The organism is Microbacterium sp. 70-16, assembly GCF_001898315.1.
Taxonomy (GTDB): Bacteria; Actinomycetota; Actinomycetes; order Actinomycetales; family Microbacteriaceae; genus Microbacterium.
This window is the reverse complement of the sequence record NZ_MKTQ01000009.1, coordinates 197,086-213,074: the sequence shown is the minus strand read 5'-3', so window position 1 is coordinate 213,074 and position 15,989 is coordinate 197,086. Positions and strand designations below refer to the sequence as shown.

The following is a 15,989-nucleotide window of genomic DNA, read 5'->3' as shown; positions in this document are numbered from 1 at the left end:
GCTACGCCGACTTCTGCTTCTCGAGCAGATCGCGGATCTGGATGAGCAACTCCTGCTCGGTCGGCAGGGGAGCTGCCTCTTCCTCGGCGACGCCGGCCTTCGCCGCCGCACGCTCCTTGAAGGTGTTGTACGGGCGCACGATGAACAGGTACACCACGAGCGCGATCGCGAGGAAGTTGATCACGGCCGAGATCAGCGCACCGATGCCGAGTTCGGCGGTGTCGAACAGACCCGGGATCGGGATCGTCCAGCTCGAGAGGTCGCCCGACGGTACGAATGCGCCGATGAGCGGGTTGATGATCGTCTCAACGGCGGCGTTGACGATCGCGGCGAATGCCGCGCCGATGACGACGGCAACCGCCAACTCGATGACGTTGCCTCCTGCAATGAACTCCTTGAACCCCTCAACGAGGCCCTTCTTCTCTGCCATGGAGTCTCCTTCTGACTTACAGCGCGGTCCGCTGGCCGGTCATGAACCCGACGGCGCGGGTGAGGCCTTCGCCTCAGATTTCGATGATGTCGAAGATCCCGTGCCGGCGCCAGCATTTTTCCCGGGTGTCGCGCGAGAGTCAGTGCGGTAGAAGCCCGAGCCGTTGAAGGTGACGCCCACCGAGCCGTACTGCTTGCGCAGCGCGCCGCCGCACTCGGGGCATTCGGTCAGGGCGGCGTCGCTGAAGGACTGGACGGCGTCGAAGCGGTGGCCGCACTGCGTGCAGGCGTAGGCGTAGGTGGGCATGGGGATCCTCGGATGGCGTGGGCGGGGTCGGTGGCCGTGTCAGCGCCGCGAGGGTGCGAACACGACGGTCTGGGTCGGGGTGACGATGCCGGTGACGGGTTGATCGTGCACGTCACGGGGCACTTCGTCGAGCAGTTCGGAGTCGAAGACGACGGCGTACACCGGCGGGCAGTTCTGCATCGAGCCGATCGTCTTGTCGAAGTAGCCGCGTCCCCAGCCCAGGCGCATGCCGGTGCGATCGACGGCGGCCGCCGGGATGATCAGCAGGTCGACGTCGTTGACGGCCAGGGGGCTGAGCACCTCACCGACCGGCTCGGGCATGCCGAACAGGCCGTCGGCGATGTCGCCGTCGGGGTCGGCGATGGCCCAGTCGAGCAGGCCGTCGGCGCGCGTGATGGGCAGCAGAACACGGATGCCACGTGCCACGGCAGCCGTGATGAACGCGTGCGTTCCAGGCTCAGTGGGCGTCGACAGGAAGCACGACACCGACCGGGCGCCGAGGCTGGCGACCAGGGCATCCAATTGGGTCTTCACACCGGCTTCGGCGGCGTCGCGTGCTGCTTCGGAGCGCTGCTGTCGACGCTCGCGCAGGTCGGCGCGCAGTGCGCGCTTCGCGTCGTCGATCACGTCGGCCATTCTCCGATTGTAGGCGGCGCGCATGTTGCAGAGCCGCTGGGGGTCACGTCGTATGCGGGCGCTATGGTATTCGCATGACTGAGAAGCGCATCAAAGCCGTCATCCCTGCCGCCGGACTCGGAACGCGGTTCCTGCCGGCCACGAAGGCGATGCCGAAGGAGATGCTGCCGGTCGTCGACAAGCCGGCCATCCAGTACGTCGTCGAAGAGGCCGTCGCCTCCGGGATCGACGACATCTTGATCATCCTGGGTCGCAACAAGAACAACATCTCCAATCATTTCGACTCGGTGCCCGAGCTCGAGTCGAACCTCGCGAACAAGGGCGACCACGAGAAGCTGCGCCGTGTGAAGGCGCCGACCGAGCTCGCCGACATCCACTTCGTGCGCCAGGGCGAGCCCAAGGGCCTCGGGCACGCCGTGCTGCGCTCGCGCAACCACGTGGGCGACAGCACGTTCGCGGTGCTGCTGGGTGATGACCTCATCGATGTGCGCGACACGCTGCTGACGAAGATGATCGACGAGAACCAGAAGTCAGGCCTGACCGTCATCGCGCTGATGGAGGTCGACCCCGAGCACATCCACATGTACGGCGCCGCCGCCGTCGAGGCGACCGACGACCCCGACGTGGTGCGTGTCACGGGCCTCGTCGAGAAGCCGAAGAAGGAGGACGCGCCGTCGAACTTCGCCGTCATCGGCCGGTACGTCCTCAACCCGGGCGTGTTCGACATCCTCGAGCGCACCGAGCCTGGCAAGGGCGGGGAGATCCAGCTGACGGATGCCCTGCAGGAGCTCGCGGTCACCGAGGGCGTTCTGGGCGTCGTGTTCCGCGGCCGCCGGTACGACACCGGCGATAGGGTCGACTACATCAAGGCCATCGTGCAGCTGGCATCCGACCGTGACGACCTCGGGCCCGAACTGCGCCCGTGGCTGAAGGACTTCGCGTCGCAGCTGTGACGCACGCCGCGTGAGGGAGATCCGGTGGACCTGACGGTACCGCGGCAGTACGGCAGCGTCGCGATCCGCCTCGTCAAGCAGCGCGACGCGCGCGTCCTGCAGTCGGAGTTGCTCAGCAACCGCGGATGGTTGCGCCCGTGGGAGGCGACGAGCCCCGACGGCCCGGTATCGTTCGACATGCGGCAGGGCGTGCGGCGCCTGCTGCAGCAGTACCGCGATGGCGGTGGCATCCCGCTTGTCATGGAGTACGAGGGCGAGATCGCGGGGCAGCTGAACGTGTGGGGCGTCTCGCGCGGCTCGCTGTCGTCGGCGACGATCGGTTACTGGGTGAGCGAGCGTTTCGCGGGGCACGGCATCACGCCGACGAGCGTCGCGCTGGCCACCGACCTGTGCTTCCGCGACATGGGGCTGCACCGCATGGAGATCTGCATCCGTCCCGAGAACCGGGCGAGCCTGCGGGTCGTCGAGAAGCTCGGCTTCCGCTACGAGGGGCTGCGGCGCCGGTTCATCCACATCGCAGGCGACTGGCGCGATCACTATGCGTTCGCGCTCGTCCGTGAAGAGGTGCCCGAAGGGGTGCTGCAGCGTTGGGTGAGCGGACGCGCGCCGGCGGACGCCGCCACGGTACCGGCCGCCGACCGGCTGGGACGCTGACCTTCACCTTTCACTCGAAGGTCAGACACGCGGGCGGGATGCCACGCCCTACGCTGTCTCGGCCTTACCGTTGACGCCATGGGTGGGCAGGTTCTCGGCGGTGGTGTCATCGTCCTCGTGGCGGTGGTGCTGTGGCTCGCGTACCTTCTGCCGTCGTGGCACGGCCGACACCAGTTCTATGCCGCCGAGCGCAACGCGGTGCGTCTGAACCAGGCCCTGCGCGTGCTCGCCGAGACCAGCGAGACCCCGCAAGAGGTCCGCCTCGAGCTCAACGCCCGCACGGCGCTCGCACAGCAGCGCCTCGCGCGCCAGGCGCAGTCTGAGCGCGAGCAGGCCGAGCTCGATCGTGCTCGCGCGGAGCTTGCCGTCACGACGCTGCAGGCCAAGGCGGATGCCGCTGCGGCTCGCGAGCGGGCGGCCGCGCAGTCGCGCGCCGAGAAGGCGCGGCCGGAACTGCGCCGTGCGAACGCGCGTCGTCGTGCGCGCCTGACCACGACCGTCATTGCCGCTGTCGCTGCGGGCCTCGCTGTCGGGGGCGGATTCGTGCTTGCCGCGACCGGATCTCAGCTGCTGCTGTGGAGCGCCGTCGCCGTTACGATCGGCTGCTTCGCGCTGCTGCAGCGGATGTCCGCCGTGCAGCGCCGTTCGGTGGTGCGCGTTGCGGCGCCGCAGGTCGTGCGCGCACCGGGCGTCGCGGGAGCGTTGCAGGATGTGGCCCTGGCATCCGACCGCACCGTGTGGACACCGCGCGAGCTGCCCCGACCCCTCACCGCGTCGGCCGGTTCGCGCGCCGCGAGCGTGCTGGACGAGGTCGAAGCCCGCGAGGCTCTGCGCCGCGCCGCCGTCGAAGAGGCGATGCGCACGCGCGCCGAACAGTTGCGCCCGCCGACCATCGCCGCGCGTGCTGCCCGTCGCGAGGCGGAGTTCGCCGGGGGCCCTGCCGCGGGCGACGAGGCAATCGAAGCGCACGTGCGGCAGCTGCTCGAGCGTCGCGCCAGCGGGCAGTGACCCGCGTCGTCGACCCCGCGCAACGCGTGATAGCCTATTGAGGTTCACGGGCCTATGGCGCAGTTGGTAGCGCGCCTCGTTCGCATCGAGGAGGTCAGGAGTTCGAATCTCCTTAGGTCCACCACAGAAGAGCCCCCGCATCGCGGGGGCTTTTCTTGTCTCAGGCCCGTCTTGCTCGGGCGGCGCCGGCATCTCCGAGTACAGTGAGCGCCGAGGAGAACATGCGGACTCTGCGCTACTCGATCAACGTCACGCTCGACGGGTGTGTCCACCACGACGCCGGGTTCACGCCCGACGAGGAGTTCATGGACTTCTGGACCGACGGCATGCGGCAGGCCGATGCCCTGCTCTACGGCCGCGTCACTTACGAGATGATGCAGGATGCCTGGCGGAGGCCGGCATCCGGAATCTGGCCCGACTGGATGGAGACCTGGGAAGTGCCGTTCGCTGAGGCGATCGACCAGGCGCCGAAGCATGTCGTCTCCAGCACGCTGCGCACGGTCGACTGGAACGCCGAGCTGGTGCAGGGGGACCTCGAGCCCGCCGTGCGGCGCCTCAAGGACGAGCCGGGCGGGCTCATCGCCGTCGGCGGCGTGCGACTGCCGCTCGTGCTTGCCGAGCTCGGCCTCATCGACGAATACGAGCTCCTCGTGCACCCGGTGATCGCCGGGCGCGGTCCGACGCTCCTCGCCGGCCTGCGCGACCGCATCCACCTCGAACTGATCGACCGACGGGACTTCGCCTCCGGCGCGACGGCGCTGCGGTATCGGCCCGGGGCGTAGCAGCCCGGCCCGCTGTGCCGCCCCGTGGCATCCCCCCGACACCGATGGCCGGGCCGATGAACGTGTCGCCACGCGCGCGGCGGCATCGGCTACACGTGCGCGGCGGCTTCGCGGGCGCGCAGGCGGCCTCGGCTACACGCGCGCGGCGGCTTCGCGGGCGCGCAGGTCCTTGCGGAGGATCTTGCCCGATGTCGACTTCGGGATCGCCTCGACGAACTCCACGCGGCGCACCTTCTTGTACGGCGCGACGTTCGCGGTGACGAAATCCTTCACCTCGTCCTCGGTGAGGCCGGAGTCCGGCCGGGCGACGATGAACGCCTTCGGGATCTCCTCCTTCTCATCGTCGAGGACGCCGATGACCGCGGCATCCATCACCTTCGGGTGACTGAGCAGCAGGGCCTCGAGCTCTGCCGGAGCGATCTGGTAGCCGTGGTACTTGATGAGCTCTTTGACGCGCTCGACGATCGAGAAGTAGCCGCCCTCGTGATAGATCGCGATGTCGCCCGTGTGCAGGAATCCGTCGTCATCGAGCGTCTCGGCCGTCGCCTCGGGCTTGCCGAGGTAGCCGAGCATGACGTTCGGGCCCTTGACCCACAGCTCACCGGGGCGGGTCTGGCCGTCCTCGCCGAGCTCGGTGATCTCTTCACCCGTCTCGGTGTCGATGAGCTTGTTGAGGGTGTTGGGCAGCATGACGCCGACCGACGAGACCGGGATGTCGTCGCGCTGGAACGGCATCGCGTGGGAGACGGGGCTCAGCTCGCTCATGCCGTACCCCTGCATCATGCGGGTGTTCAGGCGCCGACCGGCCAGCTCCGCCGTCTCGCCGTCGAGCGGCGCGGCGCCTGAGAACACGGTATGCACGGTCGAGATGTCGTACTGGTCGACGATCGGATGCTTCGCGAGCGCGACGGCGATCGGCGGCGCGATGTACAGGTACGTGCAGCGGAAGTTCTGGATGTTCTCGAGGAACTGCACGAGGTCGAACTTCGGCATCGTGACGAGGCTCGCGCGCTGCTTGAGCGCGAGGTTCAGCAGCACCGTCATGCCGTAGATGTGGAAGAACGGGAGCACGGCGAGCACGCGGTCACTCGAGCGCAGGTCGATGTTGACGCGGCACTGTGCGACGTTCGCGACGAGGTTGCGGTGACTGAGCATGACGCCCTTGGGGATGCCCGTCGTACCCGACGAGTAGGGGAGCACGGCGACGTGCGTCGCGGGGTCGAACGTCACGTCGGGGGCGGGGCTGCCCTCGGTCAGCAGCCCGCGCAGGTTCGGGTGGCCTTCTGCGCCGTCGAGGACGATCAGGTGGTCGTCGGCGATGCCGACGGCCTCGGCGGCGGCCTTCGCCTGCGGCAGCAGCGGGCTCACCGTGATGAGCCACGTCGCCCCGGCATCCGTCAGCTGCTTCTGGATCTCGCCCGGCGTGTAGAGCGAGTTGATCGTCGTGACCGTCGCGCCCGCACGCAGGATGCCATGGAACACGGTGGCGAACGCGGGGACGTTGGGGCACAGCAGGCCCAGCACCGTGTCAAGCCCGACGCCGCGCGCCGCGAGCGCGCCCGCGAACGCGTCGACCTGCGCCTTCAGCGCGCCGTACGTCGTCTCGGCCCCCGTCGCCGGGTCGATCAGCGCGACGCGGCCGGCATCCTCGGCAGTGAGATCACCGAACAGGTCGTCGTAGATGCTCGTGGCGGGGATCTCGATGTCGGGGAACGGGCTGGTGAACACGGGCAGTCTCCTTCGACGGCGGCGGTTCCGGCGGCGCTGCCGGGTGCGCACCATCTTGCCATCTGGGTGAACCCGGTTCCACCATCTACGGAACCGGGTATCCTGTGTGCGGTCTGGCGCTATGCGTTGACGGATGCCGCCGCTTGCGCGGCGCGCAGGCGTTCGGCGACCTGCTGCTCCGCGGCATCCAACGGTGTGATGCTGCGCGCGGCGGCGACGTCGAACAGGGTGCGCACGGTGTCGCCGATCGCGGCGACGCGTTCCATGATCTCGGCGCGCGTGCCGAGGCCCTTCGCCTCGAGGTCGAGGTAGATGACGCCGCCCGCGTTGACGACGAAGTCGGGAGCGTACAAGATGCCGCGCGCGGCAAGCCGTTCCGCGCCGGAGCGGTCGGCGAGCGGGTTGTTGGCCGGGCCGCAGACGGCCGCGGCCGCGAGCGCGTCGATGACCTCGTCGTCGAGGAGCCCGCCGATTCCGGCAGGCACGAAGACGTCTGCCGGCACGAGATGTTCGGTGCCGGGTTCGACCCAGCGTGCGCCGAGATCGGCGGCAAGCGCGCGCTTGGCGGGGTTCACATCGGTCACGGTCAGCGTCGCGTGCTCGGCCGACAGCCGCACGGCGAGGCGGTTGCCCACCTGGCCCAGACCCGAGATCGTGATGCGACGCCCCGCGACGTCGGGGGAGCCCGTCACGCGCTCGAGGGTCGCGCGCAGCGACTCGTAGACCCCGAGGCTCGTTGGCCCGGCGGGTTCGCCCGAGCCGCCCACCGTGTCGGGGAGCCCGACGACATGACTCGTGCGCTCGCTGACGGTGAGCATGTCTTCCGTCGTCGAGCCGACGTCCTCGGCCGTGCGGTACAGCCCGTCGAAGCGCTCGACGGCATCGCCCAGGTCGAGGAACGCCGCGCGACGGCGCTCGGCGTCGAGTGGTGTCGGGGTGGTGTCGGGGGCGGCCTGCGGCAGGGCGATGACGGCCTTGCCGCCTCCGGCATCGAGGCCCGCCGCGGCGTTCTTGAGGGTCATCGCGGCCGACAGCCGCAGGGCGTCGCCCATGGCGTCGCTCCAGTGCGGGTACGTCCACAGCCGGGCCCCGCCGAGGGCGGAACCGAGCACGGACGAGTGGAGAGCGACGGTGATGATGAGGCCGCTGCGCGGGCCGGTCATCACCTCCACGCGTTCGTGGGTGAAATCGGGCAGCGGCAGGGTGTGCGTCATCGCAACCTCTTTCAGCGGGCCTTGTGGGCTGTGCTCAGCGGATGCCGCGGCGTTGCGGCATCCTGCCCCCATTGTGGCACTGGGGGTTGCGCGGCGGGGTCAGCGGCGGGAACGCCTCCGCCACATCGGTCGCAGCCGCACACCGAGCTCCTGTTGCTTCGCAGGGAGCAACCACAGGAGCCGGGCGACCAGGACTGCTCCCGTGATGAGGATCCATGCGGTGTCACGTCCGGTCGACATCTGCAGCGGTAGGGCAAGCACGGGAAGTGCCGCCGTGATGACGACGAGAGTCCAGAACGCGGGGCCGCGCGAGTAGCGGCCGCTGATCGAGAACGGCGACGCTTCGTACACCAGGATGAGCAGAGCGACGGCGATCGATGTGCCCAGGGACAGGGCCTCATTGCTTGAGGCGTTCGCGAACACGGCGGGCAGCACGAGCACGAGCGGGTACACGCCACCGAACTCGAGCAGCAGATTCCCCCACTTCATGTGGGCGCCGAACTGATCGTCCTGGAGCCGGGCGAGGGAACCCGAGGCGTTCGCATACACCTGCGTGGCGCCGAGCGTGAGGATCGTTGCGACGAGGATGAACGTGCGCAGAGATTCGGAGTAGTCGGGTGTCGTGAACGAGAGACCGAGCAGAAAAGTGAGTGCCGCGAGCACAGCACCGGCTTCACCGGTGCTGACTGCTGTCTCGTCGGCGCGGAGGCCGGGTCGGTCTTCGACCTCGAACGTCGACACTTCGTAGAACGTGCCCTGGACGCTCTTGACCACGCGTGTGATCGCCGCACCATCGGCCGTCAGAAGGTCGAACACGTGGTCGACGGCCCCGACGGGAACGAGGACGCGGTCGTCGGGGTCGGCGACCTGCCGACGACTCTTCAGCTGGAAGTACACGCGATCCTTGTGCGGGCCGAAGTAGTTCGCGACTCCTCGGGTGCCCACGAAGCCGCTTCGCGTGAGGAGGTCGATCATCGCGACGTTCTGCGGGCTGGTGACCGTCGTCGCCGACGGGCGCGGCCGCTTCTGTGCGACGAAGTCGGTGAAGCGCGCGATCAGGCGCGCTCCGACTCCTGTTCGTTGGAAGTCCGGGTGCACAGCCAACGCGCCGAGGTAGATGTGTTCTTCGCCAAGCACCTCCGTTTGCAGGAAGCCGATGATCTTCCCATCGAGCGATGCCACGGTGATCTGATCGGTGGCGAGCGCGTTCTCGATCTCGTCGGGATGTGCGGGCTCGACATCGTCACGCCCGGGTGGGAAGCACGCCTGGTCGATCGCGTGAATCGCGGGTGCGTCGGCCGCAGTCGCCTTTCGCAGCCGAAGTCCGGTGGTGTCGGTCGAAGTCATGATTGGACCGTATCGTCCGACAAGGGCGCGGGAACTCGTGCCGCGCCGTTTCGCCGCCCTAGAGTGCAGGAATGACAAGCGAGCACCTGTCGCCGCGGAGCCGACTCGTCCACGACGCGCTGCGTGCGGCGGGCATCGCGGGCGAGATCGTCGTCCTGCCGGATGCCGCGTCGACGGCCGCTCTGGCCGCGGCGGCGCTCGGCGTCGAGGTCGGCGCGATCGCGAACTCGCTCGTCTTCTGGTCGGATGGCGGGCCGCTGCTGGTGATGACCAGCGGTGCGCACCGCGTCGACACGGCGGCGCTCGCCGCACGCCTGGGACGCTCGAGCATCGTGCGCGCGACGCCCGAGCAGGTACGCGAGGTGACCGGCCAAGCCATCGGCGGCGTCGCCCCGACGGGGCATCCGGCGCCGCTGCCGACCGTGGTCGACGAGGCGCTCGCCGCGTTCAACGAGATCTGGGCTGCGGGTGGCACGCCGCGCACGGTCTTCCCGCTGACCTACGACGAGTTGGTTGCGCTCACCGGCGGGACCGTCGCCAAGGTCGACTGACGCAGCGCGTCAGGCGGCGCTGCCCCGCAGCACGTCCCACGCGGTGACGGCCGCGGCGGCCGACCACGCCTGCGGGCGGCACGCCGCAGGGTAGGGGGCCGGTGCCGGCACCTCGTCGGCCGCGTCACCCGCGTGCAGCTCGGGCACGCGGTATTCGAAGGCCGCGGCTGCGGCGAGCATGCCCGCGACGACGGCGCGCGCGTCGGCACCCCGACCCGCACGCTGCATACCGCGCGCGATGATCGCGGTGTCGTGCGTCCACACGCTTCCGCCGTGGTAGCTCAGCGGCCAGTAGCCTGCCGCGCCACTTGAGAGGGTCCGCACGCCGAAGCCCGACGACATGCTCCGCCCCACCAGCAGGGCCGACACGGCCTCCTCCTCGGCGGGATCGAGGATGCCCGTGCCGAGCAGGTGCCCGATGTTCGAGGTCAGTGTGTCGACCGCCCGGCCGTCACGATCGAGCGCAATCGCGGGGTAGCGGCCCTCCGGCGTCTCGACCCAGAACCGCTCGGCGAAGCGCCGCTTGAGCGCCGCCGCCCACGCCCGCAGCTCGTCGGCGCCGCCCCGCCCGAAGCGCTCCAGCAACCCGGCACCGCCGAGCGCGGCCTCGTACGCGTACCCCTGCACTTCGCACAGCGCGATCGGCCCTTGCGCGAGCGACCCGTCGCGCCACTGGATCGAGTCGCCCGAATCTTTCCACCCCTGGTTCGACAGGCCGTGGCCCGTCTCGTCGATGTAGTCGAGGAACCCGTCGTCGCCGGCGGATGCCCGGATCCACCCGAGCGCCGCCTCAAGGTTCGGCAGCAGCGCCTCGACCTCGCCGGGCGCCATCGCGTCGGCGATGTCGGCGACATCGGCGAGCAGGCACACCCACAGCGGCGTCGCGTCGACGGTGCCGTAGTACAGCGGCGGCAGCACGATCCCCTCGCCCGGCATCGACAGGGTCCCGGCGCGCAGCTCGTGCATGATCTTGCCGGGATCCTCTGCCGTCTGCGGGTCGTGCGCGGTGCCTTGCAGGCGCGCGAGGACGCGCAGGGTGGATGCCGCGACAGAGGCATCCAGCGGCAGGATGAGCCGCGCCGCCCACAGCGAATCGCGACCGAACAGCGTGAAGAACCACGGCGCACCCGCCGCGAAGAAGACATCTTCCGGTGCGTCGGGCAGAGCGAGGCGGAGCGCCGCGAGGTCACCCAACGCGCGGTCGAGCCACCGGCCCAGGCGCGGATCCGCACCCGGCACGGGACCCGGCGTATGCCAGGGCGCGGGTGCGGTCACGCCGCGGACGACGATCGCGGCATCCGTCATCTCGGCGTGCCACGTCGCCGTCGCGGTGCCGAACGCGGGCACCTCGAGGGTCCAGTCGAGCACGACCGCGTCGGAGTCGCTGCCGACCTGCGCACCGGATGCCGAGAGCTCGAGCCGCAGGGCGCCCGCCGCGATCGCGACGCCGTCCGGCAGCGGGGTGCGCGCGCCCGGGTCGCCGGCGGCGGCGCCCGCCTTGACCTCCTGCAGCGGCGCGAACTGCGCATCCACGCGCAGCTGCAGCCGCACCGTCACGGCGGAAGCCAGGTGCGAGCGCACGGTCAGCGTCTCGGTCATCCGTCCGTGGCGCACCTCGCGCTCGCGCACGAGCCGCACCTTCGGATCGGGCCACGCATCGTCGACGCCGCGCAGCAGTCCGTCGAAGCGCACGCGCGACGCGGTCGCCGCGGTCGTGCGCACCCACTCGGGCCGCACGAAGGCGCCGTCGGCCGCCGCATAGGTCAGCTCAAGCGCCCCGATGAATCGGGTGTCGCCGTGGTAGACGCCGTCGATCGGGGCGTCGCCTATGTCGCCGCCGCGCCCCGACCACGCCTGGGTCGGCGCGTCGAGCACGATCGTGCGGTCATCGAGAAATGGCTGCAGTCCCGCGGTCATCCCTTCACGGCTCCTTCGCTGGTGTTCATGATTCGCCGCTGGAAGATGAAGAAGAGCACGGCGACGGGAATCGTCATGATCGCCGCCGCGGCGAGTTTCAGCGGATACTGGGTGCCCTGACTGAGCTGGCCTGAGGCGAGCGACGCGACGCCCTTCGTGAGCGTCGTGAGCCCCGGCGACTGCGTCGAGACGATGAAGTGGCTCAGCTCGTTCCACGACCCCTGGAACGACAGGATCACGATCGTGATGAGGGCGGGCCGCGCCATCGGCAGCACGACCGACCAGAACACCCGGAAGGTGCCCGCGCCGTCGATGCGGGCCTGCTCTTCGACCGAGGCCGGGATCGACTCGAAGAAGTTCTTCATGATGAAGACCCCCGCGGCATCCACCAGCAACGGCAAGATCATGCCGGCGTACGAGTCGTACAGACCGAGCTGGCGCAGCACGAGGAACTTCGGGATCAGCAGGACCACCGCCGGCACGGCCATGACGCCCACGACGAGGGCGAACACCACGCTGCGACCGCGGAACCGCAGTCGCGCGAGCGCATAGCCGGCGAGAGACACGAAGAACACGCGGCCTAGGGTCACGCAGATCGTCACGATCGCCGAGTTCGCGAACCACAGCGGGAAGTCGCTGTGCAGGAACAGCCGCTCGTAGGCCGCGAAGGTGAACGTCTGCGGAATGAGGGAGATGGGGTCGGATGCCGCTTCCTGCTCGGTCTTGAACGACGTCGCCACCTGCACCAGGAACGGGTAGATGTAGATGAGCGCGAGGGCGGCGAGCAGTACGTATAGCGCCGTCTGGTTGAGCCGATCGCGGGGGCTGAGCCGGTGCCTTTGTGGGGTCGCGGCGGGGGAGCGGACCTCGACCGCGGCGTCGGTGGTGACGCTCATCGGACGGCCTCCTTCGCAGAGCGGGGCTGGTACGCGCGGATGCGGCGCTTGGAGACAGGCCGGTCGCGCAGCACCCAGCGCTGGAAGATCGTGAACACGATGATGATGAGGAACAGCATGAACGCGATCGCCGCGCCGATGCCCCAGTTCTGGTTCTGGAACGCCGCCGTGTACGACAGGTACGCGGGCGTCACAGTCGTCTTCGCGGGCCCGCCCTGCGTGCCGGTGTAGATCTGGTCGAATACCTGCCAGCATCCGATCAGTCCGAGCGTGATGACCGTGAACAGGGTCGGCCGCAGTTGCGGCAGCGTGATGCGCCAGAACCGCTGCCACGCGTTCGCACCGTCCATCATGGCCGCCTCGGTCAGCTCATAGCCGACGTTCTGCAGCGCCGCGATGAACAGCAGCATGAAGGTGCCGCTCGTCGTGAAGACGGCCATCAGGATGAGCGCGAACATCGCGATCGAGGGGCCGGCAGTCCACTCCCACCACGAGATGCCGAGGAACCGGTTGCTGGTCAGCCAATCGGGCCCGGTGGCTAGTCCGACGTTGCCGAGGGCGACGTGGACGATGCCGCGCGGGTCATTGAGCCAGTTCGGGCCGGTGCCGCCGAACCACTGGATGATCGCGTTGACGGGCCCCGCGAACGAGAACAGGAACAGCCACAGCACGGTGATTGCGACCGAGCTCGTCACCGAAGGGAAGTAGAACGCCGTGCGGAAGAAGCCGCGGCCGCGGAGCATCCGGCGACTCACGAAGACCGCGAGCATCAGGGCGATGGCCGTCTGCAGCGGCACGACCAGCAGCACGTACCAGGCGTTGTTGCGGAGGGCGATGCCGAAGTCGCGCGTCGGCAGGCCACCAGCGGTCGTGACGGCGGCGTAGTTGTCGAGACCGACGAAGCCGACGGAGGGGGAGAGGGGGCTGCCGCGGCCCGACCAGTCCGAGAAGCTGACCCACAGCGCCATGAGCACGGGCACGAACAGGAAGATGCCCAGAATGAGGATGACCGGCGACACGAACAGCCAGCCGGCGGTCCCCTCTCCCCGACGGGTCCCGCCGGAGCGGGCCCGTCGGGGAGAGGACGACCGTGGCGCGGCCTGGGCCGGGGTGACGGACGTGGTCATGATTGTCAGCCGACGACGGCCTCGAGGTTCGACTGCACCGAGTCGAGGATCGTCTTCGGGTCTCCGGTCTTCAGCGACTCAAGCTGGGCGTTGAAGTCGGTGATGACATCGGCTGCGCCCTTGTTCGTCGGGACGCCCTGGGCGTAGTCGGCGCCGGTGAGGAACGCGACGAGGTCGGGGTTGTCGCTCTTCCACTGGTCGGCGGCGGACTGTACGGAGGGCATCGGCCCGAACGCCTTCGAGAAGGCGAGCTGCTGGTCGGCGCTCGTGAGGTACTCGACGAGGTCGAGCGCGGCCTTCTGGTTCGGGCTGTCGGCGGCCATGCCCCAGCAGTTCGTGAACTGCAGCGTGCCCTGGCCCGCCGGGCCTGCCGGCAGCTCGACGACCTTGGCCTTGACGTCGGGGTAGTCGCCGAGTGCGCCGGTGATCCAGTTGCCCTCGATCGTCATGGCGCCCAGCTGCTTGCCGAACGCCTCGCCGCCCCAGCCTGCGCCCACATCGGCGGCGTACGCGAAGCTGCCGTCCTGCAGGTGCTGCTGCACGTAAGCGAGCGCCTCGACGTTCGCGTCGCTGTTCGCCTCGGCGGTCGTGCCGTCCGCCGACACGAGTCGGCCGCCGACCTGCGCCATGAACGCGCCGATGCGGGCATACTCACCGCCGAACACGAGGCCCGTCGTCGATCCGCTCGTGAGCTTCGCCGCGACGTCGGCCAGCTGGTCCCACGTCGTCGGAACGTCGGCATCCGTCAGCCCTGCCGCCGTCCAGAGGTTCTCGTTGATCACGAGCTGGAGCGTCGAGAAGTCCTTCGGCGCGCAGTAGAACGAGCCGTTGTACGTGAAGTTGTCGACGAGCGACGGGTAGAAGTCGTCCTTGTTGGCGAGCAGGTCGCCGTAGGCCTGCAGCGACCCGTTCTCGGCGAATCCGGCGAGCTGGTCAGAGCCGAGGTAGAACAGGTCGGGCGGGGAGCCGGCAGCGAAGCCCTGCGAGAGCTGCTGGGCGAGGTCGGTCGCGGGGACCACCTCAGCCGAGACGCCGGAGTCCGCCGACCAGGCGGCGACGGCGTCTTGCACGGCCTTCGTCTCGGCGTCGCCGCTCGAGCCGATCATGATCGTGAGCGCATCGTCCGAGCTGGTCAGTTCGCCGGCGCTCGGTGCCGCGCTGGATCCTGTGTCATCGAACCCCTGCCCGCAGCCCGAGAGGGTGAGCGCGGCGACGACCGCGAGTCCTCCCGAGGCGAGCAGCGTCCGTGCTGTGTGTCGCTTCATCGCATCTCCTTCGAAACGGTGCGGCACCTCTCTTGTGGTGCCCATGGGGTGAGTGTCCTGGCTTTGATCGATCAAATCCGGTGCAGTTCGCGTATTTTGATCGTTCAAATTGTGGGATGCTTGACACGATAGGGCGAGAAGGACCCGTCGTCAATACCGAGGGACAGCATGAACAGACCCGCGACCATCGAGGACGTCGCCCGCGCGGCAGGTGTCTCGCGGCAGACGGTGAGCAACGTGCTGAACGCCCCGGGCGTCGTCCGCGAGGAGACGCGCGAGCGGGTCAAAGAGGCGATCGGCCGGCTCGGCTACGCACCGCACGCGTCGGCGCGCAGGCTGCGCACGCGGCGCAGCTCGACCCTCGGCATCCATCTCGATCCGTACGCCGGGGGTATCTCGGGCGTCGTCCTCGACCGTTTCGTGCACGCCCTCACCGAGCACGCGGGCGAGCGCGGACTGCGGGTCATGCTGTACGCCGCCCGGTCGCCCGAGGAGGAGATCCGGCGGATGGCCGATCTGCGTGACGGCGGCGACATCGACGCCGTCGTCATCACGGGCACCTTCCACGGCGACCCGCGGGCACAGTGGCTGATCGAGCACAGCGTGCCGTTCGTCGCGTTCGGCCGCCCCTGGGGTGACGACGACGTCGGCGCGCCCGCGCACCTGTGGGTCGATGTCGACGGCGCGGCCGGGACGGCACAGGCGACCCGGCACGCGATCGCGACGGCGGGGCCCCGCGTCGCGTTCCTCGGGTGGCCGGCGGGGTCGGGCACGGGCGACGACCGCGAGCGCGGGTGGCGCGAGAGTCTGCCCGCGGGGGTGGAGCCCGTGCGGCTGACGAGCCCCGAGAACGTCGCCACGGCGCGAGAGGTCGCCGAGCAGGCGCTGTCAAGCGAGGCGTTCGACGCGCTCGTGTGCGTGAGTGACTCGCTAGCCGTCGGCGCGCACCTCGCGGCGGTGACCTCGGGCCGACCGGGCCTGCTGATCACCGGGTTCGACAACACGCCCGCGGCTGAGGCCCTCGGGCTCTCGAGCATCGAGCAGCTGCCCGAACAGGTCGCGCGCGGCGCGCTCGACCTGCTGCTCGCCGGCGGGCGCGACGTCACCCTGCGCGAGATCGCCCCGCACGAGGCGCACGTGCTGGTCGAGCCCCGACTCGTCGTGCGCTGAGCGGG

At 69.4% G+C, this 15,989-nt stretch carries 16 protein-coding genes and 1 tRNA gene; 7 read left to right on the top strand and 10 right to left on the bottom strand.

Annotated elements, in window-relative coordinates; all coding sequences use genetic code 11:
* Position 1 precedes the first annotated feature (1 nt).
* Genes mscL through BGO46_RS02560 form a run of 3 tightly spaced genes read right to left on the bottom strand, consistent with a single transcriptional unit; the run spans position 2 to position 1,372 of the window.
* Positions 2-430, bottom strand: coding sequence for a large conductance mechanosensitive channel protein MscL (gene mscL / locus BGO46_RS02570; protein WP_292675951.1), 429 nt, complete (start codon positions 428-430; stop codon positions 2-4).
* A gap of 39 nt (positions 431-469) precedes the next feature.
* Complete coding sequence (locus BGO46_RS02565; protein ID WP_292675955.1) at positions 470-736, bottom strand: FmdB family zinc ribbon protein; 267 nt, start codon at positions 734-736, stop codon at positions 470-472.
* A gap of 39 nt (positions 737-775) precedes the next feature.
* Positions 776-1,372, bottom strand: coding sequence for a 5-formyltetrahydrofolate cyclo-ligase (locus BGO46_RS02560; protein ID WP_292675958.1), 597 nt, complete (start codon positions 1,370-1,372; stop codon positions 776-778).
* Between the two features lie 74 nt (positions 1,373-1,446).
* Between BGO46_RS02560 and galU the strand changes: the two genes are divergently transcribed.
* From galU to BGO46_RS02535, 5 genes are all read left to right on the top strand, one after another.
* Positions 1,447-2,325: a UTP--glucose-1-phosphate uridylyltransferase GalU gene (galU, locus tag BGO46_RS02555; protein WP_292675961.1), complete on the top strand. Its 879-nt coding sequence runs from the start codon at positions 1,447-1,449 to the stop codon at positions 2,323-2,325.
* A 24-nt stretch (positions 2,326-2,349) separates the two neighbouring features.
* Entirely contained in the window at positions 2,350-2,979 is a 630-nt protein-coding gene (locus BGO46_RS02550) for a GNAT family protein (protein ID WP_292675964.1), read from the top strand.
* A 78-nt stretch (positions 2,980-3,057) separates the two neighbouring features.
* Positions 3,058-3,987 carry a large exoprotein gene (locus BGO46_RS02545; RefSeq protein WP_292675967.1) on the top strand — a complete coding sequence of 310 codons (930 nt, stop codon included), beginning with the start codon at positions 3,058-3,060 and terminating at the stop codon, positions 3,985-3,987.
* Positions 3,988-4,035: 48 nt separating this feature from the next.
* Positions 4,036-4,111, top strand: a tRNA-Ala gene (locus BGO46_RS02540).
* A gap of 97 nt (positions 4,112-4,208) precedes the next feature.
* Positions 4,209-4,769, top strand: coding sequence for a dihydrofolate reductase family protein (locus BGO46_RS02535; RefSeq protein WP_292675970.1), 561 nt, complete (start codon positions 4,209-4,211; stop codon positions 4,767-4,769).
* Between the two features lie 132 nt (positions 4,770-4,901).
* Here the strand turns inward: BGO46_RS02535 and BGO46_RS02530 are convergent, their stop codons facing one another.
* The 3 genes from BGO46_RS02530 to BGO46_RS02520 all read right to left on the bottom strand — a co-directional run bounded on the left by BGO46_RS02530 (position 4,902) and on the right by BGO46_RS02520 (position 9,058).
* The gene (locus BGO46_RS02530; protein ID WP_292675972.1) at positions 4,902-6,497 is read right to left on the bottom strand and encodes an AMP-binding protein; all 1,596 of its coding nucleotides are present in this window, start codon (positions 6,495-6,497) and stop codon (positions 4,902-4,904) included.
* A gap of 119 nt (positions 6,498-6,616) precedes the next feature.
* A complete protein-coding gene (locus tag BGO46_RS02525; RefSeq protein ID WP_292675974.1) occupies positions 6,617-7,711 on the bottom strand; it encodes a Glu/Leu/Phe/Val dehydrogenase family protein in 1,095 nt (364 codons plus the stop codon).
* A 99-nt stretch (positions 7,712-7,810) separates the two neighbouring features.
* Entirely contained in the window at positions 7,811-9,058 is a 1,248-nt protein-coding gene (locus BGO46_RS02520) for an N-acetyltransferase (protein ID WP_292675977.1), read from the bottom strand.
* A gap of 71 nt (positions 9,059-9,129) precedes the next feature.
* Here BGO46_RS02520 and BGO46_RS02515 point away from each other — a divergent pair, with 71 nt between their 5' ends.
* Positions 9,130-9,609: a YbaK/EbsC family protein gene (locus tag BGO46_RS02515; protein ID WP_292675980.1), complete on the top strand. Its 480-nt coding sequence runs from the start codon at positions 9,130-9,132 to the stop codon at positions 9,607-9,609.
* A 9-nt stretch (positions 9,610-9,618) separates the two neighbouring features.
* On the opposite strand, the gene BGO46_RS02510 is transcribed toward BGO46_RS02515, so the two are convergent.
* From BGO46_RS02510 to BGO46_RS02495, 4 genes are read right to left on the bottom strand one after another with little or no spacing between them, the layout of a single operon-like run.
* Positions 9,619-11,526: a glycogen debranching N-terminal domain-containing protein gene (locus BGO46_RS02510; protein WP_292675983.1), complete on the bottom strand. Its 1,908-nt coding sequence runs from the start codon at positions 11,524-11,526 to the stop codon at positions 9,619-9,621.
* On the bottom strand, positions 11,523-12,422 hold the full coding sequence (locus BGO46_RS02505) for a carbohydrate ABC transporter permease (protein ID WP_292675985.1): 900 nt from the start codon (positions 12,420-12,422) through the stop codon (positions 11,523-11,525). Before BGO46_RS02505 ends, BGO46_RS02510 begins: the two co-directional genes overlap by 4 nt.
* A complete protein-coding gene (locus tag BGO46_RS02500) occupies positions 12,419-13,549 on the bottom strand; it encodes a sugar ABC transporter permease (RefSeq protein ID WP_292675988.1) in 1,131 nt (376 codons plus the stop codon). Before BGO46_RS02500 ends, BGO46_RS02505 begins: the two co-directional genes overlap by 4 nt.
* A 5-nt stretch (positions 13,550-13,554) precedes the next feature.
* Complete coding sequence (locus BGO46_RS02495; protein WP_292675991.1) at positions 13,555-14,814, bottom strand: extracellular solute-binding protein; 1,260 nt, start codon at positions 14,812-14,814, stop codon at positions 13,555-13,557.
* Positions 14,815-14,982: 168 nt separating this feature from the next.
* Between BGO46_RS02495 and BGO46_RS02490 the strand changes: the two genes are divergently transcribed.
* On the top strand, positions 14,983-15,984 hold the full coding sequence (locus tag BGO46_RS02490; protein WP_292675993.1) for a LacI family DNA-binding transcriptional regulator: 1,002 nt from the start codon (positions 14,983-14,985) through the stop codon (positions 15,982-15,984).
* The last annotated feature ends 5 nt before the right edge of the window (positions 15,985-15,989 follow it).